General features: G+C 36.4%; 24 protein-coding genes and 2 tRNA genes. 10 read left to right on the forward strand and 16 right to left on the reverse strand.

Features of this window, described 5'->3' with window-relative positions; translation table 11 throughout:
- Positions 1 to 137 precede the first annotated feature (137 nt).
- From LPB89_RS21180 to mutS, 3 genes are all read right to left on the reverse strand, one after another.
- Positions 138 to 223, reverse strand: a tRNA-Leu gene (locus LPB89_RS21180).
- A gap of 14 nt (positions 224 to 237) precedes the next feature.
- Positions 238 to 310, reverse strand: a tRNA-Gly gene (locus LPB89_RS21185).
- A 150-nt stretch (positions 311 to 460) separates the two neighbouring features.
- Positions 461 to 3067, reverse strand: a complete 2607-nt coding sequence (gene mutS / locus LPB89_RS21190; protein WP_230703610.1) for a DNA mismatch repair protein MutS — start codon at positions 3065 to 3067, stop codon at positions 461 to 463.
- Between the two features lie 158 nt (positions 3068 to 3225).
- Here mutS and LPB89_RS21195 point away from each other — a divergent pair, with 158 nt between their 5' ends.
- From LPB89_RS21195 to LPB89_RS21205, 3 genes are all read left to right on the forward strand, one after another.
- Positions 3226 to 3663 carry a DUF1573 domain-containing protein gene (locus tag LPB89_RS21195; protein WP_230703611.1) on the forward strand — a complete coding sequence of 146 codons (438 nt, stop codon included), beginning with the start codon at positions 3226 to 3228 and terminating at the stop codon, positions 3661 to 3663.
- 78 nt (positions 3664 to 3741) lie between these two features.
- Entirely contained in the window at positions 3742 to 4278 is a 537-nt protein-coding gene (locus LPB89_RS21200) for an RNA methyltransferase (protein ID WP_230703612.1), read from the forward strand.
- Positions 4279 to 4320: 42 nt separating this feature from the next.
- Positions 4321 to 6471 carry a T9SS type B sorting domain-containing protein gene (locus LPB89_RS21205; protein ID WP_230703613.1) on the forward strand — a complete coding sequence of 717 codons (2151 nt, stop codon included), beginning with the start codon at positions 4321 to 4323 and terminating at the stop codon, positions 6469 to 6471.
- A gap of 7 nt (positions 6472 to 6478) precedes the next feature.
- On the opposite strand, the gene folK is transcribed toward LPB89_RS21205, so the two are convergent.
- Complete coding sequence (gene folK / locus LPB89_RS21210) at positions 6479 to 7612, reverse strand: 2-amino-4-hydroxy-6-hydroxymethyldihydropteridine diphosphokinase (protein ID WP_230703614.1); 1134 nt, start codon at positions 7610 to 7612, stop codon at positions 6479 to 6481.
- A gap of 76 nt (positions 7613 to 7688) precedes the next feature.
- On the reverse strand, positions 7689 to 8870 hold the full coding sequence (locus LPB89_RS21215; protein WP_230703615.1) for a carboxypeptidase-like regulatory domain-containing protein: 1182 nt from the start codon (positions 8868 to 8870) through the stop codon (positions 7689 to 7691).
- 165 nt (positions 8871 to 9035) lie between these two features.
- On the opposite strand from LPB89_RS21215, the gene sppA reads away from it, so the two are divergent.
- Positions 9036 to 10793: a signal peptide peptidase SppA gene (gene sppA / locus LPB89_RS21220; protein WP_230703616.1), complete on the forward strand. Its 1758-nt coding sequence runs from the start codon at positions 9036 to 9038 to the stop codon at positions 10791 to 10793.
- Positions 10794 to 11139: 346 nt separating this feature from the next.
- Entirely contained in the window at positions 11140 to 13734 is a 2595-nt protein-coding gene (locus tag LPB89_RS21225) for an AsmA-like C-terminal region-containing protein (RefSeq protein ID WP_230703617.1), read from the forward strand.
- 54 nt (positions 13735 to 13788) lie between these two features.
- On the opposite strand, the gene LPB89_RS21230 is transcribed toward LPB89_RS21225, so the two are convergent.
- Both LPB89_RS21230 and LPB89_RS21235 read right to left on the reverse strand, forming a co-directional pair.
- Positions 13789 to 14871, reverse strand: a complete 1083-nt coding sequence (locus tag LPB89_RS21230) for a glycosyltransferase family 9 protein (protein ID WP_370635591.1) — start codon at positions 14869 to 14871, stop codon at positions 13789 to 13791.
- A gap of 256 nt (positions 14872 to 15127) precedes the next feature.
- On the reverse strand, positions 15128 to 15922 hold the full coding sequence (locus tag LPB89_RS21235; RefSeq protein WP_230703619.1) for a DUF2797 domain-containing protein: 795 nt from the start codon (positions 15920 to 15922) through the stop codon (positions 15128 to 15130).
- Positions 15923 to 16152: 230 nt separating this feature from the next.
- On the opposite strand from LPB89_RS21235, the gene LPB89_RS21240 reads away from it, so the two are divergent.
- From LPB89_RS21240 to LPB89_RS21250, 3 genes are read left to right on the forward strand one after another with little or no spacing between them, the layout of a single operon-like run.
- Positions 16153 to 17661 carry a GH3 auxin-responsive promoter family protein gene (locus LPB89_RS21240; protein WP_230703620.1) on the forward strand — a complete coding sequence of 503 codons (1509 nt, stop codon included), beginning with the start codon at positions 16153 to 16155 and terminating at the stop codon, positions 17659 to 17661.
- Positions 17662 to 17697: 36 nt separating this feature from the next.
- A complete protein-coding gene (locus LPB89_RS21245; protein ID WP_230703621.1) occupies positions 17698 to 18282 on the forward strand; it encodes a hypothetical protein in 585 nt (194 codons plus the stop codon).
- 10 nt (positions 18283 to 18292) lie between these two features.
- Positions 18293 to 18574: a redox-active disulfide protein 2 gene (locus LPB89_RS21250; protein WP_230703622.1), complete on the forward strand. Its 282-nt coding sequence runs from the start codon at positions 18293 to 18295 to the stop codon at positions 18572 to 18574.
- Between the two features lie 144 nt (positions 18575 to 18718).
- Here LPB89_RS21250 and serB read toward each other — a convergent pair whose 3' ends face one another.
- The 7 genes from serB to LPB89_RS21285 all read right to left on the reverse strand — a co-directional run bounded on the left by serB (position 18719) and on the right by LPB89_RS21285 (position 22903).
- Positions 18719 to 19948, reverse strand: coding sequence for a phosphoserine phosphatase SerB (gene serB / locus LPB89_RS21255; RefSeq protein ID WP_230703623.1), 1230 nt, complete (start codon positions 19946 to 19948; stop codon positions 18719 to 18721).
- A gap of 158 nt (positions 19949 to 20106) precedes the next feature.
- Positions 20107 to 20544: a VOC family protein gene (locus LPB89_RS21260; RefSeq protein ID WP_230703624.1), complete on the reverse strand. Its 438-nt coding sequence runs from the start codon at positions 20542 to 20544 to the stop codon at positions 20107 to 20109.
- Between the two features lie 42 nt (positions 20545 to 20586).
- Positions 20587 to 21030 carry an SRPBCC domain-containing protein gene (locus LPB89_RS21265; RefSeq protein WP_230703625.1) on the reverse strand — a complete coding sequence of 148 codons (444 nt, stop codon included), beginning with the start codon at positions 21028 to 21030 and terminating at the stop codon, positions 20587 to 20589.
- Positions 21031 to 21032: 2 nt separating this feature from the next.
- The gene (locus tag LPB89_RS21270; protein WP_230703626.1) at positions 21033 to 21449 is read right to left on the reverse strand and encodes a VOC family protein; all 417 of its coding nucleotides are present in this window, start codon (positions 21447 to 21449) and stop codon (positions 21033 to 21035) included.
- A gap of 163 nt (positions 21450 to 21612) precedes the next feature.
- Positions 21613 to 22017: an SRPBCC family protein gene (locus LPB89_RS21275; RefSeq protein ID WP_230703627.1), complete on the reverse strand. Its 405-nt coding sequence runs from the start codon at positions 22015 to 22017 to the stop codon at positions 21613 to 21615.
- 17 nt (positions 22018 to 22034) lie between these two features.
- A complete protein-coding gene (locus LPB89_RS21280) occupies positions 22035 to 22457 on the reverse strand; it encodes an SRPBCC domain-containing protein (protein WP_230703628.1) in 423 nt (140 codons plus the stop codon).
- Between the two features lie 35 nt (positions 22458 to 22492).
- Complete coding sequence (locus LPB89_RS21285) at positions 22493 to 22903, reverse strand: VOC family protein (protein WP_230703629.1); 411 nt, start codon at positions 22901 to 22903, stop codon at positions 22493 to 22495.
- Positions 22904 to 23042: 139 nt separating this feature from the next.
- Here LPB89_RS21285 and LPB89_RS21290 point away from each other — a divergent pair, with 139 nt between their 5' ends.
- Both LPB89_RS21290 and LPB89_RS21295 read left to right on the forward strand, forming a co-directional pair.
- Positions 23043 to 24008, forward strand: coding sequence for a GlxA family transcriptional regulator (locus tag LPB89_RS21290; protein ID WP_230703630.1), 966 nt, complete (start codon positions 23043 to 23045; stop codon positions 24006 to 24008).
- Between the two features lie 55 nt (positions 24009 to 24063).
- Complete coding sequence (locus LPB89_RS21295; protein ID WP_230703631.1) at positions 24064 to 24528, forward strand: hypothetical protein; 465 nt, start codon at positions 24064 to 24066, stop codon at positions 24526 to 24528.
- A 76-nt stretch (positions 24529 to 24604) separates the two neighbouring features.
- Here LPB89_RS21295 and clpX read toward each other — a convergent pair whose 3' ends face one another.
- The gene (gene clpX, locus LPB89_RS21300; protein ID WP_230703632.1) at positions 24605 to 25837 is read right to left on the reverse strand and encodes an ATP-dependent Clp protease ATP-binding subunit ClpX; all 1233 of its coding nucleotides are present in this window, start codon (positions 25835 to 25837) and stop codon (positions 24605 to 24607) included.
- Positions 25838 to 25912: 75 nt separating this feature from the next.
- On the reverse strand, positions 25913 to 26587 hold the full coding sequence (clpP, locus tag LPB89_RS21305; RefSeq protein ID WP_132031542.1) for an ATP-dependent Clp endopeptidase proteolytic subunit ClpP: 675 nt from the start codon (positions 26585 to 26587) through the stop codon (positions 25913 to 25915).
- Positions 26588 to 26766: the final 179 nt, after the last annotated feature.

A 26766-nucleotide genomic window follows, 5' to 3' on the forward strand; every position in this document is an offset into this window, starting at 1 on the left:
TAGATTCTTAGATTCTTAGATTCTTAGATTCTTAGATTCTTAGATTCTTAGATTCTTCTAAATAAATTTACTTCGTAAATTTATTTAGAAGTGAGTTTACACCATAAAAAAAGCCTCTTCAAAAGAAGAGGCTTTAGTACTCAGAGCGGGACTTGAACCCGCACGAACATTGCTGTTCACTGGATTTTAAGTCCAGCGTGTCTACCAATTTCACCATCCGAGCATTATATGGTTTTGAGCGAAAAACGGGGCTCGAACCCGCGACCTCGACCTTGGCAAGGTCGCGCTCTACCAACTGAGCTATTTTCGCGTTTCAAATTCTAGTAAGAACCGCAACACCTGAATTGTTCTGTATTGCGGTTGCAAATTTAAGACATTTATTGAGTTATACAAGCGTTTTTTGAAAAAAAATTACACTTATTTTATAACCTTCTGATAACCTAAACTTTAAATATGAAAATTATTTCTTTACCAGCATTCTTTTGATCTCATTCAGCTTCATCAGTGCTTCAACCGGCGTGATCGCGTTTATATCAAGACTCATGATTTCTTCTTTTATCTCTTCCAATAACGGATCATCCAGGTTAAAGAAGCTCATTTGCATTTCATCATTAGCAGATTTTATTCCGTTTAGGGCATCACTTGAATGGTTCTTCTCTAATTTCTTTAATAACTTCTGCGCTTTTAAAATTACAATTTGCGGCATTCCGGCCATTTTTGCGACATGAATTCCAAAACTGTGGGCACTTCCTCCTTTTACCAGCTTACGGATGAAAAGAACGTTATCTTTCAATTCTTTTACCGCAACATTATAATTCTGAATTCTCGGCAATGACTCGGTCATTTCATTTAACTCGTGGTAATGTGTTGCAAACAGTGTTTTTGGTTTTGACGGATGCTCGTGTAAAAATTCAGCAATAGCCCAGGCAATCGAGATTCCGTCGTAAGTACTGGTACCTCTTCCGATCTCATCCAGCAACACCAGACTTCGATCTGAGATGTTGTTCAGAATCGAAGCCGTTTCGTTCATTTCCACCATAAAAGTAGATTCTCCCATCGAAATATTATCCGAAGCGCCTACCCTGGTAAAGATTTTATCCACGATTCCCATCCTAACGCTGTCAGCGGGAACAAAACTTCCCATCTGAGCCAACAGGACAATCAAAGCCGTTTGTCTCAAAATAGCCGACTTACCAGACATATTCGGTCCGGTAATCATAATCAACTGCTGCGTTTCCCTGTCAAGGAAAACATCATTGGCAATATACGGCGTACCCACAGGCAGCTGTTTCTCAATTACAGGATGCCTTCCGTTTTTGATTTCCAGTTCAAAAGTTTCATCGATTTCCGGACATACATATTGATTCTCCACAGCCAGCTGCGTAAACGAACACAAGCAGTCTAATTGTGCCACCAGATAAGCATTCATCTGAACCGGCTTGATATAAGTCGCAATCCAGGCCACCAGTTGCTCAAAAAGATCGGTTTCAATTTTATAGATTTTCTCCTCAGCTCCTAAAATCTTGGTTTCGTATTCTTTTAATTCTTCCGTAATATAACGCTCTGCGTTTACCAGCGTCTGCTTACGAATCCATTCTGCCGGTACTTTATCTTTATGGGTGTTCCGAACTTCGATATAGTAGCCAAAAACGTTATTAAATGAAATTTTCAAAGAAGATATTCCGGTTCGCTCCGACTCTCTTTTTTCAATTCCTTCCAAATATTCTTTTCCGGAGGTCGAAATGGCCCGTAAATCATCTAATTCCTCACTGATTCCTTTTGCAATCGCATTTCCTTTTGCAATTGCAACCGGAGCGTCCTGATTTAATGTTGTTTTGATTTTTTCTCTTAGCAAATCACAGGCATGCAGACTATCCCCAATTACCTTTACGGCTTCCTGCGGACTTTCGAGCGCCAGGGTTTTTATTGGAATAATAGCATCCAGAGATTCTTTCAGATAGACAATCTCACGGGGTGAAATCTTTCCGGTAGCAATTTTAGAAATCAAACGTTCCAGATCTGAAATTTGTTTGATCTGGTATTGAATATTATGTAAAACCTCCGGATTTGACTTCAAATAGGAAACTACCTCATGACGGCTTTTTATTTTATTACTGTCTTTTAGCGGCAAAGCAAGCCAGCGTTTTAACAAACGTCCTCCCATTGGGGAAAGCGTTCTGTCAATTACATCCAAAAGGGTAACGGCATTCGGATTATAACTGTGATACAGTTCCAGATTTCGAATGGTAAAACGATCCATCCAGACATAAGCATCTTCAGCAATACGCTGAATGGTTGTAATATGCTGGACGCGATTGTGCTGCGTCTCGGATAAATAATACAAAATAGCACCCGAAGCTACTATTCCCTCCTTCAGTTCCTCAATACCAAATCCTTTCAGGGAAACGGTCTGAAAATGTTTGGTTAACGTCTCTAAAGCGTAATCTTCTTTGTAAATCCAGTCTTCCAGGTAAAAACTATGAAAATCAGTTCCGAAAGCATCTTTGAAATCACCTTTATTGTTCTTCGGAACCAGAACTTCACTTGGATTAAAGTTCTGCAATAATTTATCAATATACTCCGCATTTCCCTGAGCGGTTAAAAACTCTCCCGTGGAAACATCCAGAAAGGAAATCCCTATAGTATTCTTAGCAAAATAAACAGATGCCAGAAAGTTATTTGTCTTAGACTGTAAAACCTCATCGTTTAAAGAAACTCCCGGCGTTACCAGTTCTGTGACACCACGTTTAACGATTGTCTTTGTCATTTTCGGATCTTCAAGCTGATCACAAATTGCCACACGAAGTCCTGCCTTTACTAATTTTGGCAAATAGGTATTAATCGAATGATGCGGAAAACCTGCCAAAGCTGTTTCGGTTTCAGAACCCGCACCACGTTTTGTTAATGTTATTCCCAGAATTTTAGAAGCTCTGATGGCGTCTTCTCCAAAGGTTTCATAAAAATCACCAACTCTGAAAAGCAAACATGCATCAGGATATTTTCTCTTGATTTCATTGTACTGTTTCATTAAAGGTGTTTCCTTCACCACTTTCTCTTTCGCTGCCAAATTATTATATTTTAAATGAAAAATTATGACAGCGAATTTATAATATTTTGAAGGAATATCGAAGGGCAACAAAAATTAAAATATTTTAAGATTTTTTTAAGCACAGATATAAGAATTTTATATAGATTTGTTGATAATTAAAAAAGACTCTATAAAAGATGAAAAAAATAATTTTATTCGCTATGTTAGCTGTAGTTGGAATTACAGCTTCTAATGCTCAAAGTACTAAAAAAGCAACTTCTAAAGCAGCTAAGGTTGCTAAAATTGAAGGAGCAGGAATGGCTTTTGAAACTGAAACAATTGACTACGGAACTATCGCTCACAATGCTGACGGGAAACGTGAATTTGTTTTTGTAAACAACGGAACAAAACCACTTATCATCACTAACACTCAGGGATCTTGTGGTTGTACTGTACCAACTACACCAAAAGAGCCAATCGCTCCTGGTGCTAAAGGTATTATTGGTGTAAAATATGCTACTGACAGAGTTGGTGCTTTTACAAAAACGGTAACTGTTACTTCTAATGCAGAAGGACAACCTACAAAAGTACTTACTATTAAAGGTACTGTTTTACCAGATCCTGTAAAAAGCTAATCTGAAAAAACAATCTAAAATAATAGAAAAAGCTTCCTTATCTTTGGAAGCTTTTTTTATGACCTGAATTCAACACAAATGAGAAAACTTGAAAATAGTGAGCTAGAACGAAAATCGATTGAAGATTTTAAACAATCCGAAAAAACACCTCTTATTTTAGTGCTGGATGACATTCGAAGTTTACACAATATCGGATCCGTATTCAGAACGGCAGATGCTTTTCTGATTGAAAAAATAATGCTGTGCGGTATTACAGCTACGCCTCCTAATAAAGAAATTCATAAAACAGCTCTTGGTGCCACCGAAACTGTGGCCTGGGAACATCACGAAAATGTACTGGAAGTTATTGAAAATCTTAAAAAAGAAAACATCCTGACACTTGCGATTGAACAAGTGGAAAGTGCTGTTTTTCTGCAGGATTTCAAAGTAACCAAAAATCAAAAATACGCATTGGTTTTTGGAAATGAAGTGTATGGTGTTGCACAGGAAGCAGTTGCTATTTGTGATGGCTGTATCGAAATTCCGCAATTAGGCACTAAACATTCCCTAAATATTTCCGTAAGTGCCGGAATTGTAGTTTGGGATTTATTTCAGAAGTTAAACTGGCCGACCTAGAAATATTTTTTTTTATCGTTATAAAATTGATACTTTTATAAAATGAAAAATATCAGTTCTGCAACAATATATATAATATTTTTTGTTTTAAGTTTTTATTCAGCACATGCATGGGGAAAAATTAATGTTTTTAACAGAAACATCTCACATGCATCAAATGACACGGTAAAATCTGCCAAAAAAAAGTTGGTGGCCATTGACCCGCCAGTTCTTGTTGCATCAGGAAATCAGATCTACTGCCCCCAAACCACATTAAACATTGTTACCAACATAAAGATAAATCACGATCCTGCTGAAACAGGAACTCAAGCCGTTTATATTCAGGTTTCCTCCGGGTATTCCAGTGGTTTAGACCAACTTGAACTTTCAAATCCAGCTTCTCATCCTGCAATTACTGCAAGCTGGGATGCTGTTGCCGGAAAATTAAAATTATCAAGTCCGACCGGAGTTGACGTTTTATATTCGGAACTTGAAGCGGCTGTAAAGGATGTTGTTTTTTCAAATTCATCAGCGACCGCTTCCGGAACCAGAACTTTTTCTATTACCATAGGCCAGGCCAATTACCTGCCTTCTACACAACATTATTATTTGTTTATTCCGAGTATTGGCATTACCTGGACTGCTGCAAAAACCGCTGCCGAAGCCACTAATTATTACGGACTTAAAGGGTATCTGGCCACTATTTTAGCTGCCGATGAAGCGCAGTTAATTGGAGAACAGGCCTCAGGAACAGGCTGGATTGGCGGCAGCGATGCCGAAACGGAAGGCACCTGGAAATGGGTAACCGGACCGGAAGCAGGTACCAAAATGTCTTATACTTTTTGGAATAATGGCGAGCCAAACAATCAGGGAGATGAAGACTATGCTCATATAACGCAACCCGGGATTGGCATAAAAGGCTCGTGGAATGATTTATCAAATACAGGATCATTAAATTCAGGTGACCCGTATCAACCCAAAGGATTTGTGGTAGAATATGGCGGAATGCCGGGGGAACTGCCTTTACAAATTGCAGCCAGTACCAAAATCACCATTCCGGAGGTTCAGCCTCTTATTCCGCAGCCCCTCTGTGATTCGGGAAGTTTTACCATTACTACAGCACCCACAACCGGAATAACAATTACTTGGTACGATGTTCCTACAGGCGGAGCTCCATTGGGTACCGGAAGCAGTTTTACGACTCCAATTCTAAATACAACGAAAACTTATTATGCTGATCCGGGCTGCGAAACCAAAAGGAAAGCCGTTACGGTTACCGTAAACCCGACTCCGGATATCCCGACCACTACTGATCCAATTGTAGCCAGATGTGGCCCCGGGAGTGTTACTTTACAAGCCAGTTCCAATATTGGTACCATAAGCTGGTTTACCACTGCTACTGCAAATACCAGTATTGGGACAGGCAGTACCTTTTCTACACCCACCATTACAGCAAACACTACGTATTATGCTGAAGCTTCAAACAACGGCTGTATAAATAGTACCCGTATCCCTGTTGACATTGTTATTTACACCCCTCCTGCGGTTACAGATGAGAAAGATATTCCGTTATGTCAGGGTCGTGAGGTAGTTTTGGATGCAGGAATTGCCGGAATGGAATATACATGGTCTACCGGCGCCAAAACCCAGACCATCAAAGCATTTACAGGAGGAACTTACACAGTTGAAGTGAAGAGTCCAGCCCCTGAAAGCTGCCCAAATACAAAGACGATAACGGTTCAGGAACACCTGATCCCGAAAATTGACCGTATAGAGACAAACGGAACCACTGCTGTCATCTATCTGACCAAAGAAGAAGAGTATTATGAATATTCGGTTGACGGGTTCAATTTTCAGGATTCGAGTACCTTTTATGATATCCCTGCCGGATTGCAAACGGCTTATATCAAAGAAAAAAATGGCTGTGAAGGCACTACACGTGATTTTATTATTTTGGTTTTCCCTGCGTTTTTCACCCCAAACAATGATACTTTTAATGATGTCTGGGAAGTAAACGGAATAGAAAACTATCCTCAGGCGCAAGTAACCATTTTTGACCGGTACGGAAAGCTCCTGACCGAATTAAACGCCTCGAAGATGAGCTGGGATGGAAATTTCAACAGCATTCCGCTTCCCGCTTCCGATTATTGGTATGCCTTAAAGATAGACAATACGAAACCTGTCGTAAGAGGTCATTTTAGCCTGAAAAGATAAAAATCAATTACACCATTTTCTTTTTAATTTCATTCAGGATGAAAAGATAATCTTCATGTTTTTTGACAAAATCACGATCAGAAACGTCAATAATCAAAACATTTAGATCGGTTTGTGATTTGATGTAATCCAAATATCCCACATTGATTTTATCTAAATATTCTGCTTCAATATTCTGTTCGTAAGCACGGCCGCGTCGTTTAATGTTCTCTAACAATCTTGTGGTATTTTGATATAAATAAACATACAAATCAGGCTTTTGCATTTCTTTATAAATAATATCAAACAAGTTTCGGTACAGGCGGTATTCATCTTCAGCCAGGGTGATTTTGGCAAAAATCAATGATTTGAAAATATGATAATCGGCGACTATAAAATCTTTAAACAAATCAAACTGCGCTAAATCGTCTGATAATTGCTGGTATCTGTCGGCCAGAAAGGACATTTCCAGCGGAAAGGCATACCGGTTCTGATCTTTATAGAATTTAGGTAAAAACGGATTGTCTGCAAAACGTTCCAAAACGGTTTTCGCATTAAAATCTTCTGCAATTTTATGTGCCAGCGTTGTTTTTCCGGCTCCAATATTTCCTTCAAAGGCAATATAATTGAACTTCTCCAGCGGAATTTCCTGCAACGGATTTTCCAACTCCTGCACAACGGTACAAAGACTGTCATCAGGTGTAATTGCCAGTAACTCGGATATTGTTTTTTGAAATACAGGATGTTTCCAGTCTAATTTTAAATCCTGCATCGGCAGTAATACAAATTTTCTGTTTTGCATTAAGGGATGCGGCACTTCAAGTTTCTCCGATTTAATACTTTCATGATCAAAAGCAATCAGATCAACATCAATGAGACGGGATTGATAGCCTTCCTGATTCTGGCGGATTCTTCCTAATTGTTTTTCGATTTTTAAAACCTGACTAAGGATCTTTTGCGCTGAAGAATTGGTGTGTATAAGAAGCGCACAATTATAAAAGGCATCACTTTCAAAACCCCAGGCAGGCGTTTCGTAAAGCTTTGAAACCTTAATTACAGTTCCCACTTCCTGATGTATAAGCTGAATACAACTTTCGATGTTTGCTAACCGATTTCCCTGATTGCTGCCTATTGCTAATACGACCTGATGCTGTGATTTCATAATAAATGCAAATTAACTAAAACTATTTTAGAATTAATTACATTATTTCACCGGATCTCTTCCCAACTAAGATAAATTAATTCTTGTCTATAAATTCTTTTTCCTTTTCTGTTAACAGGATAGAATTATTACTGGTAATTGTATTGGAAGGAAGACTCTGATAGATTGGCTTTTCCAGATTTATAAGTCCGTCATTATTAACCTTCTTTACCGGAGATTCTTTTAATACATAGATCGAGTTTTCAAAAGAGGTAAAGTATCTTTTTTTATCATAATCAATATAAAGATCTGCCGTAACAAAAAAACTTTTCAAGCTCCAGAGATTGTCATTGTTTTTGTAAAAATCATGTTTTGTGCTATTCTTCAGTGTTTCGTAGGAGAATTCTTTTTTGGTAATGCTTGTCGTTTTTTTAACAATCCTGTTTTTGAATTCAATTTCATTCACAAATTCAACAATAGCTTTTGACTGCTTATCAAATACAATTTTACCGACTGAACGGCTTTCGACATCTTTATTCTTTACCCATTCTGTTTCAAAAGAAACTATTATTTCATTTTCAGCAGACTTTTCAACATTGCTATTGAACTGATTTAAAGAGATCAGGAAATTTTTAATAAATACATTTAAATACAGCACCGATATTAAAGACTTAGTTTCTATAAAACCTGTACCTGAAGGCAAATTTTCTTCCGGCGAGTCTACTAAAATATCGAGTGCCCTGTTTTTGGAATATTCAACAGCACCCAATCTTAATTTAAGCTCGTCATAATTTTTTTTCAGTTCATAACTTTTCCCCCACCAGTTGACCTTGGTCAGAATTAGTCTTTTTAATTTATTTTCTACGGAAAGTGTTTCTTTAAAATTACATTCTTTTTCAAATGCAGTCGAAACATATAATTTATTGTAATTATCCGAAACATACTGCAGTGCTTTTTTCAGATCAAAGGAATTTACAATTACTTCATCGAGTTCTACTGCCTGAGGGTTCATAAAAACAGTATTTGATTTTTTCAGTTGATCCGGATTTAAAATTATATCCTGATACCCGGGATTTGAAATCAAAAGCGCTGCCTTGTTCTCTTTCAGGACTGCTTTACCTTCTGTATTTGTAAAAGTCCCTTCATTTAATTTGGAATAAAACAGGCTTACATTTTCGATGGGTAGCTTTGTGATTTCATCCAGCACCAGGAATTCTAAATTTTGAGAAAATCCGGTAAGAGACAACAGGATTAGTAAGAAACTGAAATGTTTTTTCATCAGGGAGTTTTATATGGACTAAAAATAGTATTTTTCAGCTTAAATTGACTTTAAAAAAGCTGTAAATTCCAAAAACAATCTTGTTTATCAGAAGAATAAATATGATATTTCAATTATATTTGTAACAAACCAGCCTTTTTAAATACTTATTAAAAAAATATATTTATGAAATTTCTAGGAAATGTAGTTGCCACAGTGATTGGTATTTTTGTATTCATTATGTTATTCTTTTTCGGAGTAATTCTTATCGGTGCTATTTTTGGAGGAGATGACACTGTTTCCGTTAAGGCGGATTCTGTGATCGAATTAGACCTGAAAAAAATCAAAAATGATTATGCCGGAAAATATAAAGATCCATGGGTAACGGTTTTTTCAGATCCGAAAGGAGTTGGTTTAACCGATGTGATCCATGCGATTGAAGCTGCCGAAACGGACAGTAATATCAAAGGAATCTCCATCTTAAATGATCAGTCATCGTTAGGACTGGCGCAATATAAAGATTTAAGAAACGCGCTTGAAAAATTCAAAAAATCAGGGAAATTTGTCTGGGCTTATGCCAATACGTATTCACAAAAAGAATATTATTTAAACTCTGTTGCCAATACCGTTTATTTAAACCCTGCCGGAGATCTTGACTTTAAAGGTCTTTCGTCTGAAATCATGTTCTTTAAAGATTTTCAGGATAAATCGGGCATTCACATGGAGGTGATTCGTCATGGAAAATACAAGAGTGCCGTTGAGCCCTTTTTGGAAAATAAAATGAGTGACGCCAACAGAGAACAGGTAACCGCTCTTCTAAATTCAATCTGGTCTACTGTTACGAGTGATATTTCAAAAAGCCGAAATATTCCTTTAGCTAAACTAAACGAAATAGCAGACGGATTGTTAGCCAGAACTCCTGAAATGGCAAAAGCACAGCATCTGGTAGATATCGTTGCTTATGAGGATGTTTATCATGATGCCATCAAAAAGAAGCTAAAAGTGGCAGACGATGAGGAGTATCATAAAATTTCAATTTTAGATTATACTCAAAATAATATCACCACAGCACTGACAAACACGTCAAGTGATCAGATTGCCATCATTTACGCTCAGGGTGAAATTCAGAGTGGTGAAGGTGACGTTACCGTAATTGGTGAAGGTGCCATGCGTCGTTCTTTGCAGGAAGCCCGAAAAAATGAAGATGTAAAAGCTATTGTTTTAAGAATCGACAGCCCGGGCGGAAGCGCTTTGACTTCTGATCTGATCTGGAGAGAAATTGAAATCACCAAAAAAGTAAAACCTGTTGTCGTTTCTATGGGTAACTATGCCGCTTCAGGCGGATATTATATTGCGTGTAATGCCAATACCATTTTCGCAGAAAGCAATACCATAACAGGTTCTATCGGGGTTTTCGGAATTTTGCCGAATTTCAGTCCGTTAGCAAATAAATTGGGCATCAATACCGAACAGGTAAAAACACACGAAAATTCAGCCAACTACAGTCCTTTTGTACCTATAGACGAAAAATTCAAAGCTTTTACATTAGAAGGTGTAGAAAACATCTATAAAACTTTTGTAACGCATGTAGCCGAAGGCCGAAAAATGACTTTTGCCCAGGTTGATGCTATTGCACAAGGAAGAGTATGGTCCGGCTCTGAAGCTATAAAAATTGGTCTGGTAGATAAAATCGGCGGACTGAATGATGCTATTGCGGAAGCTGCGAGAATCGCCAAAATAAAATCGTACAGTACACAGAATTACCCGGAATACGAAAAATCATTTGATGATCTGCTATCAAATTTACCTTTTGCAAAATCCAAAGAAGCTTTTATCAAAGAAGAAATCGGTGAAGAAAATTATATGATTATCGAACAGGTAAAAAGATTTCAAAAACAAAAAGGAGTTCAGGCGATGTTGCCTTTCGGATTAAACATTCAATAAAAGTAAAAAAAATATTAATTAAATCCGTCTGAGTCGTTTCTCAGGCGGATTTTTCATTTTAATTAACCAAAAGTTAATTTCCGCTTAACATCTTTAAGCTGTAATCTCACCTATTTTAGCCAAAAATTACAAAACCGGAAAAAATAAAAAAAACTGCTCTTCATAAAGTTTTAAAAACATAGAAAATTAATTTATTTTTTTTTGATAGCTTGTCCTAATCGAAATTCGATCTAAGGCAGGCTATTGTTTTTTATACTAATTTTAAAATAAACTACACTATAAAAGTCTATTTTTGCAGGAATAGCATTCCAATTAAGAACCTTAATCCTCAAATCTATAATTAATTATGTTAAAGAAAATTTTAAAAATCACAGCCATTGTTATCGTGGTATTTATAGCCGCGCTCTTCGCCATTCCTTATTTTTTTAAAGATCAGATAAAAGCGAAAATTTCAGAAGCTATTAACGAAAGTGTAGATGCTAAAGTGAGTTTTGCAGATGCCGATTTAAGTTTGTTTAAAAACTTTCCAAATGCTACGGTTGGAATTGACAAGCTGGTCATCATCAACAAAGCGCCTTTTGAAGGAGACACTTTAGTTTCGCTGGGGACGTTAAATTTAAAAATGAGTATCAAAGAACTTTTTAAAGGAAAAGACGAGCCGCTGAACATTCAGGGAATAAGCTCTGAAAATGGCCTTATCAATATTATTTTTAATAAAGATGGCGTAGGAAACTTTGACATTGCACTGAAGGACAAAGAAAAATCAGAAAAAGAAGAAGCCGGCAAACCGCTTGCTTTAAAAATTCAAAACTATAAAATCGAGAATTTCACTTTCAGATATATCGATCAGGGTTCTAAAATCAGAATGGTCATTGACAGTTTAAATCACGAAGGAACGGGGGATTTTACCAATTCAAAACTTGATTTAACGACCAAATCGACGGCGAAAGTTTCCCTGGATATGGATAAGATCAATTACATGAAAAACATATCCCTGACTTTAGATGCTGTCCTTGGAATTGATCTGGAAAAAAGCAAATATACTTTTAAAGAAAACAAAGCTTTAATCAACCAGTTGCCCTTAGAATTTGACGGTTTCATTCAGATGGTTGAAAAAGGCCAGGTTTATGATTTGAAATTTAAAACACCGACCTCATCCTTTACCAATTTCTTAGGACTGATTCCTTCTGCTTATGCTTCCGGTTTAGACGGTGTAAAAACAACAGGCGATTTTACGGTATCCGGTTTTGCAAAAGGAGAATTAACCGATACTACTGTACCGAAATTCAACATTGCAATTGCTTCCAACAATGCTTCTTTTCAATATCCGAACTTACCTAAGTCCGTTCAGAATATTGTAATTGACACTAAAATCATTAATGAAACCGGTATACTGAATGACACCTACGTTAATTTAGACAAACTATCTTTCAGAATTGATCAGGATGTTTTCAGCGCTAAAGCGAATGTGAAAAACATCACTGTAAATCCAATTGTAGATGCAGCCTTAAAAGGAACAATCAATCTGGCAAATCTTTCCAAAGCCTATCCAATCAAGCTTGACAAGCCTTTGGCGGGTATCCTGAAAGCCGATGTAACGACTAATTTTGATATGGCTTCTGTAGAAAAAAGCCAGTATCAGAACATCAAAAATGCCGGAACAATGAGTTTATCCGGGTTTAAATACACGGATGAAAACAACAAATCAATGAACATCAGCACGGCTTTGGTGCAATTTGACCCAAGCACAATCAACCTGAAACGATTTGATGCTACCACAGGAAAAAGTGATATCAGCATTAACGGAGTACTGGAGAATTTCTACGGTTTCATGTTCAAAAAGCAGGAACTTAAAGGAAACTTCAACATGAGTTCAAACCAACTGGCGGTTGATGATTTTATGACTTCAGGCGAACCTGCAACGACTAAAACAGCGGCAAAACCATCAGAAGCCATGAAGATTCCTGCGTTTTTAAATTGTACCATCAATGCAAAGGCAACCACTGTTTTGTATGATAATTTAAAACTAAAAGACGTATCCGGAAAATTAATTGTCAAAGATGAAAAAGCAACTTTAGAGAACTTTAAAACTTCTATTTTCGGAGGATCAATCGGATTAACAGGAACGGTTTCGACAAAAGAAAAAGTGCCTACTTTTAATATGAATTTAGGTTTCAATCAGGTTGATATCGCGCAGACTTTTACGCAGCTGGACATGATGAAAAAAATTGCTCCGTTAGCAGGAATTATCAACGGAAAACTGAATTCGACTATCAAATTAAACGGAAATTTAGATGCTAAAGAATTAACTCCGGATTTAAAATCACTTTCGGGAGATTTACTGGGCCAGTTGCTTTCGACTACAATAAACAGTAAAAATTCGACTGTATTGAATTCGTTGACTTCGAATATTAAGTTTCTTGATGCCAGCAAACTGAACTTAAATGATTTGAAAATGGCCTTGACTTTTGACAACGGAAAAGTAAACGTAAAACCATTTGACATCAAATATCAGGACATCAAAATTACAGTGGGCGGAACACACGGTTTTGACCAGACGATGAATTACAACTTAAAACTGGATGTTCCAGCTAAATATTTAGGAACTGAGGCCAATGCCTTAATTGCCAAAATGTCTCCTGCTGATGCTGCAAAACTGGACAACATTCCGGTCAATGCAATGATTACGGGTAATTTTTCCAATCCGAAAATATCAACTGATATGAAGAGCGCCGTGAGCAGTTTAACAACGCAGTTAGTGAATCAGCAAAAACAGAAATTAACTCAAAAAGGGGCTTCTGCACTTACGGATTTAATTAACAAAAACACTAAAGCAAAAGATACCACGAAAGCGGCAGCCACTGAGAAAGAAAAAAACACTCAGGAAGCGACCAAAAAAGCAAGCGATTTACTGAACGGTTTGTTTAAAAAGAAAAAATAATAAAGTACCAAAACAAAAAAAAAGGTCAATCATTAGATTGACCTTTTTTTTATTTTAAACTGCTTTTGAATATATTTTCAGTTTACCAATATTCAGAATTTTGTTTATTATTTTTAAATAATCTTTTTTAGACTGTTTGATAATGTTGACCCCAACACTGCAATTATCATAGGGTTCATATTTTTTGAGTTCCGAAACCGAAAACAAACCAACTGTCGGAGTCTGAACGGAACTTGACAAATGCATCATTCCGCTGTCGGCTCCTATAAAAATATCTGTATTGGCTATTAGTCCACCGATCTCCCTAATGTCCTTACTGTAAAATGAAGGTGCCTGAAAAGCAATCTGTGATACATTTTCTATGGGTAAAACTTCAATGATGTTATAGTCTTTATATTCCTTTTTGAGTGCTTTATAAAAGTCTTCCCACCATATTTCCGGCAAACATTTTGTTCCGGTGGCATAGGTAAACAAACAGATTGTCCTTTTTGAATTACTATTTATTAATTTATCAAGGTCCTTTTTTCCCTGCGTAAATTCAGACAAACTCAATTTAAGATCTAAAGGAGCTATTATTTTATTGCTTTTCTCCAGTCCCAGTTTCGTCAGATAACTTCTGAAATTGTATACCGGGTATTTTGCGATGTGGTCGTAATCTTTTTTTACAGATGGTATTTCTCCGTCTGAATCTCCGAAGAATTTATATTTGGCATTAGAGAACTGGACTGCCAGTCGTCCGGAAGATGAATTCTGATCTACATTGATTGCGATATCATATTTTTGCCTTTTTATTGAAATCCATACTTTGGCGTATTTCACCAAATCTTTGAAAGGCTTTTTAGGCAGGTCGATTATTTTATCAATCGCATCATAATTTTGAAAAATTATGGGAGCTAACGTTCCCTTAACAAACAAATCGACTTTACAATTTGGAAATATCTCGGTTACTTCCTGAACGAGAGGTGTAATCAATAACAAGTTTCCCAATCTTCCATTTGGTCTGCAGATTAAAATTCTTTTAATCTCATTTTTATCCACCAAAACAATATCTCTCTGAAAATTTGATTTCCCGATATTCTTAGTAAGATTACGCATTAAACTGCGTCTGAAAACATTTATATTTTTTAAAACACCCATCTTATTAAATCGCTTAACATTCTTAAATCTTCCTTTTAATTTGAAAAAAAATCAATAATTGAACTAACTCAAAACTAGTTTCTTTTTTTTCTTAAAATTAGATTCTTTCAATAAGGAATTATTACAAAATTGTAACGGAATGTTCCAACATTCACATAGTCAACTCCTTGAAAGTGATTTAAAATAGTAAAACGATTCTATAAACAGGAAACAAATATACAGTCTGCCCATAACTGTAGACGATTCAGCGATAAACCTAGACGTTTATAGTAACGACATATCCTTCAGAGCTTCGAACATTAAAAACAGTACCATTTTCAAAAATCAGATACTGTCCTTTTATTCCAATGAGTTTTCCCTGAAACGAAGCAGTTTTGTCTAAATTTAAACTCGCCACTTTTGGCGGAAAATTTAAAACAGGATATTGCAATTCATATAAATCATTCTTCTCACTATAAAAATATTCTCTTGCTTCAGCCGGAATCAAGCTTTCGACTTTTTCCTTTTCTTTAATTAAATCAAAGATTTCCGTACCGTTCTGAAGCATTTTTCGCCAATTGGTTTTATCGGTATAATGGCTTTTTAAGGCCACCTCGGTGATTCCTGCCAAATATCGGTTCGGAACCTCCACAATGGCGATGGCCTGGCTGGCGCCCTGATCAATCCAGCGGGTAGGAACCTGTGTCTTACGGGTTACCCCCACTTTTATTTCACTTGCTGCCGCCAGATATACAATATGAGGTTGTAATTGTACTTTTTGTTCAAATTCTAAATCCCGGTCTGCAATTCCTAAATGCGCGGTACTCAATTCAGGTCTCATAATCCAGTCCCCAACTGCAGGGCTCGAATAGAAGCAGTCATAACAAAAGCCCTGTCTGAATATTTTCTTCTTTTTGGAACAATTCAAACATTGGTAACCCATAAAATTGATCTCAATTTCTTTATTCAATAATTGATTCATATTGAGAAAACTGTCCTCAAAAACCAGATAATACTGAATAGGATTTCCCATTTCTGTCTGCATTTTTGTAAGTACTCCTTGGTATGTCATTAGATTTTCAGATTGTTGGTTTTAGATTTCAGATTACTTCTGATGATTGGATTTTATTTCGAAAGTTTAAATTTTGAAACGTAATCTTTCCCTTAAATAAATTGTTTTTTGCAAAAAAACACTATTTTTGATACAACGCCAAAGTTAATATTTGTATATCGATATTCAAATTTTAAATTTCCTGTTTTTAATCCAAATCGGAAATCTAAAATCTAAAATCTAAAATTCCCATGCCCTTATCCATAATAAACTCGTTTGCATCCTGGGTTCTGAAACAAAGAATCCATCAAATAGAGCTCTTTCTAAAATATCCGAATGAAGTTCAGGAAGAATTGCTGCACAACTTACTGACAGCTTCTGAAAACACGGTTATTGGGAAACAATATGAATTTTCATCCATTAAATCGTATCAGACTTTTACGGAACGTGTGCCCATTGCCACTTATGAAGAATTACAGCCTCTTATTGAACGAACACGTCAGGGGGAACAGGGCGTTTTTTGGGAAACCCCGATCAAATGGTTTGCTAAATCAAGCGGGACTACCAATGCCAAAAGCAAATTTATACCGGTAAGCACCGAGGCACTTGAAGATTGTCATTATAAGGGGAGTAAAGATTTACTTTGTCTGTACCTGAACAACAATGAAGATTCTGAATTGTTTTTGGGAAAAAGCCTTCGTTTAGGCGGAAGCTCCCAGATTTACGAAAACAACAATACCTTTTTCGGGGATCTTTCTGCAATTTTGATAGAAAACATGCCGATCTGGGCTGAATTCAGCAGTACGCCCAGCAGCAAAACCTCTTTGATGAGTGAGTGGGAAGCTAAAATTGCCGCTATTATCAATGAAACAAAAAACGAAAATGTAACCAGCTTTGCCGGGGTTCCTTCCTGGATGCTGGTACTAATGAATAAAGTACTGGAAAACACCGGAAAAGAAAGTTTACTCGAAATCTGGCCCAATCTTGAAGTTTACTTTCACGGAGGCGTTAGTTTTTCTCCGTACAAAGAGCAATACAAAAAAATATTACCCAGCAAAGATTTTAAATATTACGAAATATACAATGCCTCAGAAGGCTTTTTTGCCATTCAGGATCTGAATAATTCAAGTGATTTATTACTAATGCTGGATTATGGAATTTTCTACGAATTCATTTCAATGGATACTTTCGGAACGCCCAACCAGAAAGTAATTCGTCTGGCAGATGTTGAACTGAATAAGAACTACGCTATTGTCATTACTACTAATTCCGGTTTATGGCGTTATTTAATCGGAGATACGGTTCGTTTTACTTCATTAAACCCTTACCGTATTCGCGTGACGGGAAGAACCAAACACCACATCAATGTATTTGGCGAAGAATTAATGGTTGAAAATACCGATCAGGCCATTGCCAAAGCCTGCGAGCTTACGCAGACCGAAGTAATCGATTATACCGTTGCTCCCATTTTTATGCAGGACAAAGAAAAAGGCGCTCACGAATGGATGATTGAATTCAAGAAAAAACCGGCTGATGTTGGTCTTTTCCAGAAAGTGCTGGATGAAACACTGCAGACGTTAAATTCTGATTATGAAGCGAAACGTCACAACAACATGACTTTAAATCCTTTGGTGATTAATGTGGCCAGAGAAAATTTATTTTACGACTGGTTAAAAGAACGCGATAAATTAGGAGGACAGCATAAAATCCCGAGGCTTTCGAATCAACGTGATTATCTGGAGCAATTGAAGGAGATGTAATTTTATAAGAATCTTAAAATAAATCAGAAGGGCTAAATGAAGTCAATAGAAAAAATACAAAATTTAATTCCAATAGGCTACCTGTTCCTTGTCATAATGGGGATTTTAAAAGAAAGTGTTTATTTTTATCAGCTGAAAATAAATATTTTGAAATACTCGACCATTATGGACATCCTCATAAGTCCCATTGCCGATTTAACTTCAAACCCCATTGTTTTATTAAGCCTGCTTCTTTTTGCTATTTGTATACTTCTTATTCTAATTTTCGTCTATAAGTACAGGCATAATGACCGTGTTAAAAAAACTTTCAACATTAAAGAAAATGAATTACAGGACAACGTACTCAAAGCAAAACTAACACAGACATTTTTACTTTCAATAAGCATTGGGATACTAAGTTTTTTTCTGGGTCTAGGAATTGGCGGCGGACAAAAAATGGTGCGAAAAATTAAAGACAATAAACTGGAGTATAAACAAAAACTCACCTTTAATACCGGAGAAACGGAGGCTGTTTTTTTGATAGATTCCAATAGCTCTTATTATTTTTATCTCACACCAAAAAACAAGTCCATAAAAATCGCTCCTATCGGAGCAATTAAAAACATTGAGCTTAACAATTAAAATCTAAAAGATGAAGAATAAGAAATTTAGTGAAATGGATACTGAAGATCTCGTTAAGAATGAAAAGATGCTGAAAGGAATCACATACGGATTTGCAGTTATATTACTTTTCTTATTGGGCATCAACATCTTTCTTGTGGTAAAAAAAGGATTTGGTGCTACCCAGATTGTTCCTATTGCATTGTTGCCCATACTTATTTTAAATCTGAATAATTTAAGAGAAATTAAAAAAGAATTAAAATCCCGGAAAAATCAGGAAAACGGTAATTCCACTGAATCGCATGAGGGATAGCAGTGGAAATCCTTTTTGTTTTTTCTTTAAAAACAAAAAGATTGAAACGAATAGCCCGACCCGGAGGGACATGCCCTTAAAAAAAACCTTAGCTTTATTGAAAGCTAAGGTTTTTTTTATTTTTTAGTTTATTTGAATTCTTACCTACATCATATCGATATATCGGTCGTGATAGCCCAATAAGTACAAAACACCATCAAGCCCTAAACTTGAGATTGAAGTGGAGGCACTCTCTTTTACTTTTTGTTTGGCATGAAACGCAATTCCTAAACCGGCTAAGTTGAGCATCGGCAAATCATTGGCACCATCACCAACCGCTATGGTCTGGTTAATATGAATGCCTTCTTTGTCTGCAATAGCCTGTAAATGTTCGGCTTTTTTCTGCCCGTCAATGATATCGCCCAGGTATTTCCCGGTTAACTTACCGTCTTTAATTTCTAATTGATTGGCGTGAACGTAATCGATTCCTAACTCCTTTTGCAGATATTCCCCGAAATAAGTAAATCCTCCGGAGAGAATGGCCGTTTTGTACCCGTAATATTTTAAGGCTTTCATCAGACGGTGTGCTCCTTTTGTTATGGGTAATTTTTCAGCAACGGATCGTAAAACATCTTCACTCAAACCTTCCAGCAAAGCCATGCGCTGTTTGAAACTTTCGTTGAAATCAATTTCACCATTCATAGCCAGTTCCGTAATTGCTTTTACCTGTTCGCCTACCCCGTTCAGTTCGGCCAATTCGTCAATTACCTCAGCCTGGATCAGCGTAGAGTCCATATCAAAACAAACAAGGCGTCTGTTTCTTCTGTAGATATTATCTTCCTGAAAAGAAATATCAACATCTAAAGTTCTTGAAATCTGCATAAAACTGGCTGTCATCACAATCTTATTTACAATTTCTCCGGTAACGGATAATTGGATGCAAGAGCGTGGATTTTCTTCCACTTCGATGATAGAAGTCCTGCCTGTTAATCTTATAATAGAATCGATATTCAAATTCTGATCAGATAATATTTTAGTTACTGCTGCCAATTGCGAAGCAGCTAACTTCTCTCCCAAAATATTAATGATATATCGTTGTTTCGATTGTGATTTTACCCACATTTCGTAATCTTCAATAGAAATTGGAATAAATTTAACTTTGATTTCCAATTCGTAAGCTTTAAACAATAAATCTTTTAAAACGGGTCCGGAACTGGAACCTGCTTCAATTTCAAATAAAATACCTAAAGAAAGTGTATCATGAATGTCGGCCTGGCCTATGTCTAAAATAACGGCATCATAAGTTGCCAATACTGCTGTCAAACCAGCTGTAACTCCTGGTTTATCGTGACCTGAAACTTTTAATAAAATAATCTCTTTATCTTCTATTGCCATTTTTTCTTTATTGATTAAGAAGCGACAAAAATCGGCAATCTATTATTGATAAAAAAGAATAATCTTTGTTTTTTTGAAAAGAAAAAGCACATAATCATGTGCTTTTTCAAGTAATTTAACAATTATGTTCCGCTATTAGAATAACATAACTTTATTGGTTATTCATTTGGCTGTTTTTCGTCAAAATTGACCATCCATCCTACACCAAATTTATCTTTGAACATTCCGAAATAAGCGCCCCAGAAGGTATCATTCATCGGCATTTCTATCTGCCCCCCGGCTGAGAGTCCGTTAAAAATATGGTCTGCTTCTTCCCTGCTTTCTGTATTAATGGAAATTGAAAAATTATCTCCAATACGCAAATCTCCAAATTTTGGATGGCTGTCACTTCCCATTAAAACGGTATTGCCAATTGGCAGGGAAACGTGCATGATTCTGTTTCCGTCTTCTTCAGACATTTTATTGCTGTCATCTTCTTCCGGTATGTCTTTAAACTTCCCGATATACGGAAATTCACCTCCAAAAACGGATTTATAAAATAAAAATGCTTCTTCACAATTCCCGTTAAAAAGCAAATAAGGATTTATTGCTGCCATAATCTTTGTTGTTTGTTGTTTATTGTTTCTATTCTCTTTATTCTATTCTCTATCTTCTGCCAATTCTTTCACTGTTTCCAGTCCTTTCGGAAAAGCTTCTTTAAAGTAATCAAGGTATTTTTCGACTACATCCACCTGAGCGGCCAAATCAGTAAATTCATCATCAGGTGTTAATCGATACGTTTCCATTGCGCCGCTCCACTTTTTTGTTTCCTCGTCGACAGGCAATTCCTTAAAGTCTTTTATTTCACCTATATGCTTAAAAGCCATATATTCGTTTGGAATTTTAGTTTCAATGATACTATTCATTCCTTCTCCGCCCGGCGACATAAAATGTATTTTATCTCCTTCGTTCCAGTCGCTTACGGCGTAAGAACCTTCACAGAAAGCCCCTGTCCATTTTTTATAGGTTTCCTCTGCCCATAAAATGTTCCAGACTTTTTCTGCCGGAGCTTTAATCCTGATTTTAAATTCTAATGTTTCCATCTTTACTGTTGTTGCGGTAATTTACTAAAATCCATATATAAAACGTTCCAGCGATGGCCGTCCAAATCGGCAAAACCGGCGCCGTACATCCATCCCTGGCTTTCGGCAGGAGGCGCAAAAACAGTACCTCCGGCTTTTTTAACTTTCTCCGCCAATTCATCTACTTCTGCTGTACTTTCAGCATCAATCGAGATCAGGATTTCTGAACTTAATTGTGTATCTGCAATTTTGTTTTTAGAAAAGCTTTCGAACAAAGTGTCTTCAAAAAGCATCACTACAAAATTTCCTTCTCCCACCAACATACAAGTCGAGGTTGGAGTGTCATGTTGTTCATTAAAAGAAAAACCTATTTTCCAAAAAAAGTCTTTCGCCTTTGCCACATTTTTAACGGGCAGATTTAACCAAATTTGCTTTGCCATTTTCTTTCTTTTTAAATTACTAAACCATATAAGTTATATAAGATCATTTAAGTCTTTGCTGCGAAATTTATCTTTCGTAAAATTGCTAAAGTGTTTTTATTTTTAATTTAATATTTTCAAAAAGAACAAACCTTGTCGCTTAGTCACTTTGAACTTCAAAAAACTAATTTTTTTCAGCATAACTTTTAAAATTATCCAGAATCGCCTGCCAGCCGCCACGCTGCATTTCTTCCGGATTTTGCGTTTCGGGATCAAAACTTTCCTTTACTTCTACTCCGTTTGGGGTTACCTCAAAAGTAATTTCGACCTTTCGGCCATCGGCCATTACATATTCTATAGCCTCATTTTGTTTTACTAAAGTATATTCACCCTCAAAATCAAAACTCATACTGCCATCTTTTGCTGCCATCGTCGATCTGAATTTCCCTCCTTCTTTCAGGTCATTTTCTGCGTAAGGCGTGTGCCAGTCCGGGGAAGCGAAACTCCATTTTGTAATATGTTCCGGCAAGGTCCAGAATTCCCAGATTTTGTCTATTGAGGCATTAATCGTGTTTTGTACTGTTATCATTATCTGTTTATTAAAATTTATATTTGTGTATTTCGGTTAAAACTTTCAACATACGCTTTAAAATTAGCAATAACTCCTTTTAAGAATTGCTCCTGCAGGGCTTCGGAATTTTCTTTTTCGGGTTCAAATGTTTCTGCAATTTTCACAGTACTGCCAGCCGTTTCAAAACGAACTATTCCTGTTCTGTTATCCAGAAGTTTATACGCTATCAAAGCATGATGGTCTACTTTAGTGTAGGTGCCTTCAAAATCGAAACCCATGCTCCCGTCTTTTGTTCCCATTGTGTATTTGAATTTTCCGCCTACTTTTAAATCATTTTCCGCATATGGATTGTGCCAGTCCGGAGAAGGTATATTCCAATTGACTATATGTTCCGGCAAAGTCCAGAAATCCCAGACTGTATCAATGGATGCATTAATGGTGTTTTGTACCGTTATCATCTTCTACTATTTTTAAAATCTATTATAGCTTCTTATTAACTCATTTCCGGAATCTGACTTTCATCCATAAAGAAAACTTCCCAATGATGACCGTCTATATCCAGAAAATTACGCTGATACATCCAGCCATAATCCTTTGTCTCTGTGTATTCTGTTCCGCCAGCCTGAACCACCTTCCCAATCATTTCGTCGACCTTATCCCGACTTTCAAGTGAAATTGAAATTAGAACTTCGCTGGTCGTAGCCGTATTGCAAATTTCTTTATGCGTAAAGGTTTGGTAAAACTCCTCCACCAGAAGCATTACATTTATATTTTCATCAATAATCAGACAAGTTCCTTTCTCATTTGTGAATTTCTGATTAAACGAAAAGCCCAATTGAGTAAAAAATGCAATAGATCGGTTTAAATCTTTTACAGCAAGATTTAAGAAAATTTTTGTTTTCATATCTATAAAATTACAAATTAATTAAAACAAATGTAAAATATTACAAAAAGCATAATGCTACATTAAAAGTCAACTTTAGGGTCATTTAAGACAATTTTTATATTTTTGTAAGAAAGTAATTTTCCAAAAGAACAAAACCATGAGTAAAAAAACAGGTTTAATTGTGCCGCATGACTATAAATTATTAAGCATTGCAGCAATTTTAGAAGTTTTTGAAACGGCTAATAAATTGTACAAGGGAACTGAAAAACCTTTTGACATTATGGTTTTCCAGTCTTCAGAACAGATCAGTGGGGAACAATTGTTTGGATATAAGGTGAATTCCATAGAAAACTGTAATCAGGACCTGGATTTGATTTTGATTCCGGCTTTCACCACAGATAATATGAGTGAAATGATTGCGAAGAACAAAAAATTCATTCCATGGCTGCAAAAACAACATAAGGCCGGAGCTGAACTGGCGAGTTTTTGCACCGGTGCCTTTTTATTTGCGGCTTCGGGTTTATTAAATGAAAAACTGGCCACAACGCATGTTGATGCCTGCAGCGCCTTTACGAAAGCATTTCCGTTAGTGAAACTAAAATCCGAGGAAACTTTAACCGCAGATGGAAGCCTTTACACCAGTGGCGGCTCGACCTCAACTTTTCATTTACTGATTCTTCTGGTGCAGAAATATTGCGGAAACGAAATTGCAGTTCAGATTGCAAAAATTTTCTCGATTGATTTAAACCGCTACAAACAGAGTTATTTCAGCACATTCAGGCCCAATCATTTACACAATGACAGTCTGGTAGCGATGTTACAGCAAAAAATAGAAAATCACTACAGTACCATCGAAAAACTAGAAGAAATCACCAAAGACATTCCCACCAGTACCCGAAATATGACCAGACGTTTTAAACAGGTTACGGGAATTCCTCCAATAGAATATCTGCAAAATATCAGAGTCGAAAGTTCTAAAAAATACCTGGAACAAACCCAGCTTTCGATTTCTGAAATCATTGAAAAAACGGGCTATAACGACCCTAAAGCTTTTAGAAAAGTATTCTATAAAATGGTGGGCATGAAACCTATTGAATATCGGGAGAAGTTTAGGGTTCAGTAAAAATCTTTAATGCCTTTTTGCCTATATTTACTGAAACTATTTAAACTTTTACTAAATGAAAAAAATTATTTCAATTGGTTTAATTGCTTTTACTTTATTTAGCTGTAATTCTGATGAAGTGATACATGGATTCAATTATGACGCAACTTTAAATATAGCTGTTACTAATTCAAATGGTCTTGACCTGCTGAACCCTACTAATTCTGATGCTTTTGATCAAAGTAAAATAAAGATATTATATCTGGTTAAAGGCAAATTAATTCAGGGAGATGGCGGCGGTACTGATAATCCCCGAAATTTTGCCATATTCAAACAAGATAATCGCTATGTTATGCGCGTTTTTTTAAATAGTTCTGAAGAAGAACAATATCCTGAAACCTATATTCAATGGACAGAAAGCAATACCGATATTCTAAAAATTGAATACAGCCGATCTGCAAATTCTGTTTCTAAAAAAACCGTTTGGCTAAATAATGAGTTAGTTTCTACTATTAACCCATATTTAAAAATTGTAAAATAATAGTCCTTTTTCAAAATAAAAAAACCACCTGCAAATAATTTTTGTCAGGTGGTTTTTATTTTATTGAAATTAAACTTTACGAAGCAATTTCCATACGCTTCAGTAAATTTTTATTCAGAGTATGTTTGGCATAATCTTTATCGATTGTCAGTACTTTATCGTCTGAACTTGGCAATTCGTACATCGCATCTGTCAAAATTGCTTCACATAGTGAACGCAATCCACGAGCTCCTAATTTGTATTCCAAAGCTTTGTCTACAATAAAATCTAAAGCTTCATCTGTAATGCTGAATTCTACTTCATCCATCAAAAATAACTTCTGATATTGTTTGATTAAGGCGTTTTTCGGCTGCGTTAAGATCGCACGCAAAGTCTCTCTGTCTAAAGGATCCATATGCGTAAGAACCGGCAAACGGCCAATAATCTCCGGAATCAGTCCGAAATCTTTAATGTCTTTCGGGATGATGTACTGCAATAAATTATCCTTGTCGATATTGTCTACATTTTTAGAAGTAGAATACCCCACTGCCTGACGGTTTAGACGTTTCGAAATAATACGTTCAACCCCATCAAATGCCCCACCGGCAATAAATAAAATATTTTGCGTATTTACCTCAACAAATTTCTGGTCCGGGTGTTTACGTCCTCCCTTTGGTGGTACGTTTACAACTGTTCCTTCTAATAATTTCAGTAAAGCTTGTTGTACACCTTCACCGGAAACGTCACGAGTTATCGATGGATTATCGCTCTTACGGGCAATTTTATCAATTTCATCAATAAAAACGATTCCTCTTTCGGCTTTGGTTACATCATAATCGGCAGCCTGCAGCAGACGTGTCAAAATACTTTCGACATCTTCGCCTACATAACCTGCTTCTGTCAGTACGGTAGCATCAACAATAGCCAAAGGAACGTCTAACATTTTTGCGATAGTTTTTGCAACCAGTGTTTTTCCGGTTCCGGTCTGACCCACCATAATGATGTTACTTTTCTCAATCTCTACTTCGTCGTCTAATTGCTGTTGCATTAAACGTTTGTAGTGATTGTAAACCGCAACTGACATTACTTTTTTAGTCTGATCCTGTCCAATAACATATTGATCGAGGAAGGCTCTGATTTCTTTTGGTTTCTTTAAGATTAAATCACCAACTAGTTTTGAGCTTCCGCTTGATTTTAATTCTTCTAATACAATTCCGTGTGCCTGTTCAATACACTTATCACAAATATGTGCATTGATACCTGCAATCAATAAATTGGTTTCTGGCTTTTTCCTTCCACAAAACGAACATTCTAATACTACTTTTGCCATTTTTTTTAGTTCTCAGTCGCAGTTTAAAGTCTCAGTCACCTATTGTAAACTGAGACTGTAAACTGAATACTAATTTTATCCTCTTCTCAACACTTCATCAATCATGCCATACTCTTTTGCTTCGTCAGCTTTCATCCAGTAATCGCGTTCACTGTCTTTGTGTACTCTTTCAAAGGACTGTCCTGAATGCTGAGAGATGATGTTGTATAATTCATCTTTTAGTTTCAGCATTTCACGCAAGTTGATTTCCATGTCAGTTGCAACTCCCTGAGCACCTCCTGATGGCTGGTGAATCATGACTCTTGAATGTGGTAAAGCAGAACGTTTTCCTGCTGCACCTGCACATAATAAAACGGCTCCCATAGAAGCTGCCATTCCTGTACAGATTGTTGCTACATCCGGTTTGATGTACTGCATCGTGTCATAAATTCCTAATCCGGCGTAAACACTTCCTCCAGGAGAATTTAAATAAATCTGAATATCTTTTGAAGCATCTGCACTTTCCAGGAAAAGCAACTGTGCCTGAACGATATTCGCGATCTGATCGTCGATACCTGTTCCTAAAAAGATAATTCTGTCCATCATTAATCTGGAGAACACGTCCAGTTGAGAAATATTCAACTGACGTTCTTCGATAATATACGGAGTCATATTAGTCGGGTTCATTGCAGCTACGATTTTATCGTAGTACATTGCGTTTACTCCCTGGTGCTTTGTAGCAAATTTTTTGAATTCTTTACCGTAGTTCATATTTTAAGTGTTCTAAGTTTTACGTTTTATCTATTCATTCTCCATCAAAGGTTATACCTCTTTCTAAAGGATGTCAATTTGTCTTATTTTTGTTTTGAAAGTTTCAGGTTTCAGGTTTCAGGTTGCTTCACGTGCGTTCCAATAAAAACTTGAAACCTGAAACAAAAATAAAAACTTAA

It is taken from the genome of Flavobacterium sp. ENC (genome assembly GCF_020991415.1).
Classification (GTDB): Bacteria; Bacteroidota; Bacteroidia; order Flavobacteriales; family Flavobacteriaceae; genus Flavobacterium.

What these genes read in the sequence shown, in the direction of transcription:
- LPB89_RS21195 (WP_230703611.1), top strand. Translation starts at nt 3,226, where the DNA reads ATGAAAAAAATAATTTTATTCGCTATGTTAGCTGTAGTTGGAATTACA.
- LPB89_RS21200 (WP_230703612.1), top strand. Translation starts at nt 3,742, where the DNA reads ATGAGAAAACTTGAAAATAGTGAGCTAGAACGAAAATCGATTGAAGAT.
- LPB89_RS21205 (WP_230703613.1), top strand. Translation starts at nt 4,321, where the DNA reads ATGAAAAATATCAGTTCTGCAACAATATATATAATATTTTTTGTTTTA.
- folK (WP_230703614.1), bottom strand. Translation starts at nt 7,612, where the DNA reads ATGAAATCACAGCATCAGGTCGTATTAGCAATAGGCAGCAATCAGGGA.
- LPB89_RS21215 (WP_230703615.1), bottom strand. Translation starts at nt 8,870, where the DNA reads ATGAAAAAACATTTCAGTTTCTTACTAATCCTGTTGTCTCTTACCGGA.
- sppA (WP_230703616.1), top strand. Translation starts at nt 9,036, where the DNA reads ATGAAATTTCTAGGAAATGTAGTTGCCACAGTGATTGGTATTTTTGTA.
- LPB89_RS21225 (WP_230703617.1), top strand. Translation starts at nt 11,140, where the DNA reads ATGTTAAAGAAAATTTTAAAAATCACAGCCATTGTTATCGTGGTATTT.
- LPB89_RS21230 (WP_370635591.1), bottom strand. Translation starts at nt 14,871, where the DNA reads ATGGGTGTTTTAAAAAATATAAATGTTTTCAGACGCAGTTTAATGCGT.
- LPB89_RS21235 (WP_230703619.1), bottom strand. Translation starts at nt 15,922, where the DNA reads ATGACATACCAAGGAGTACTTACAAAAATGCAGACAGAAATGGGAAAT.
- LPB89_RS21240 (WP_230703620.1), top strand. Translation starts at nt 16,153, where the DNA reads ATGCCCTTATCCATAATAAACTCGTTTGCATCCTGGGTTCTGAAACAA.
- LPB89_RS21245 (WP_230703621.1), top strand. Translation starts at nt 17,698, where the DNA reads ATGAAGTCAATAGAAAAAATACAAAATTTAATTCCAATAGGCTACCTG.
- LPB89_RS21250 (WP_230703622.1), top strand. Translation starts at nt 18,293, where the DNA reads ATGAAGAATAAGAAATTTAGTGAAATGGATACTGAAGATCTCGTTAAG.
- serB (WP_230703623.1), bottom strand. Translation starts at nt 19,948, where the DNA reads ATGGCAATAGAAGATAAAGAGATTATTTTATTAAAAGTTTCAGGTCAC.
- LPB89_RS21260 (WP_230703624.1), bottom strand. Translation starts at nt 20,544, where the DNA reads ATGGCAGCAATAAATCCTTATTTGCTTTTTAACGGGAATTGTGAAGAA.
- LPB89_RS21265 (WP_230703625.1), bottom strand. Translation starts at nt 21,030, where the DNA reads ATGGAAACATTAGAATTTAAAATCAGGATTAAAGCTCCGGCAGAAAAA.
- LPB89_RS21270 (WP_230703626.1), bottom strand. Translation starts at nt 21,449, where the DNA reads ATGGCAAAGCAAATTTGGTTAAATCTGCCCGTTAAAAATGTGGCAAAG.
- LPB89_RS21275 (WP_230703627.1), bottom strand. Translation starts at nt 22,017, where the DNA reads ATGATAACAGTACAAAACACGATTAATGCCTCAATAGACAAAATCTGG.
- LPB89_RS21280 (WP_230703628.1), bottom strand. Translation starts at nt 22,457, where the DNA reads ATGATAACGGTACAAAACACCATTAATGCATCCATTGATACAGTCTGG.
- LPB89_RS21285 (WP_230703629.1), bottom strand. Translation starts at nt 22,903, where the DNA reads ATGAAAACAAAAATTTTCTTAAATCTTGCTGTAAAAGATTTAAACCGA.
- LPB89_RS21290 (WP_230703630.1), top strand. Translation starts at nt 23,043, where the DNA reads ATGAGTAAAAAAACAGGTTTAATTGTGCCGCATGACTATAAATTATTA.
- LPB89_RS21295 (WP_230703631.1), top strand. Translation starts at nt 24,064, where the DNA reads ATGAAAAAAATTATTTCAATTGGTTTAATTGCTTTTACTTTATTTAGC.
- clpX (WP_230703632.1), bottom strand. Translation starts at nt 25,837, where the DNA reads ATGGCAAAAGTAGTATTAGAATGTTCGTTTTGTGGAAGGAAAAAGCCA.
- clpP (WP_132031542.1), bottom strand. Translation starts at nt 26,587, where the DNA reads ATGAACTACGGTAAAGAATTCAAAAAATTTGCTACAAAGCACCAGGGA.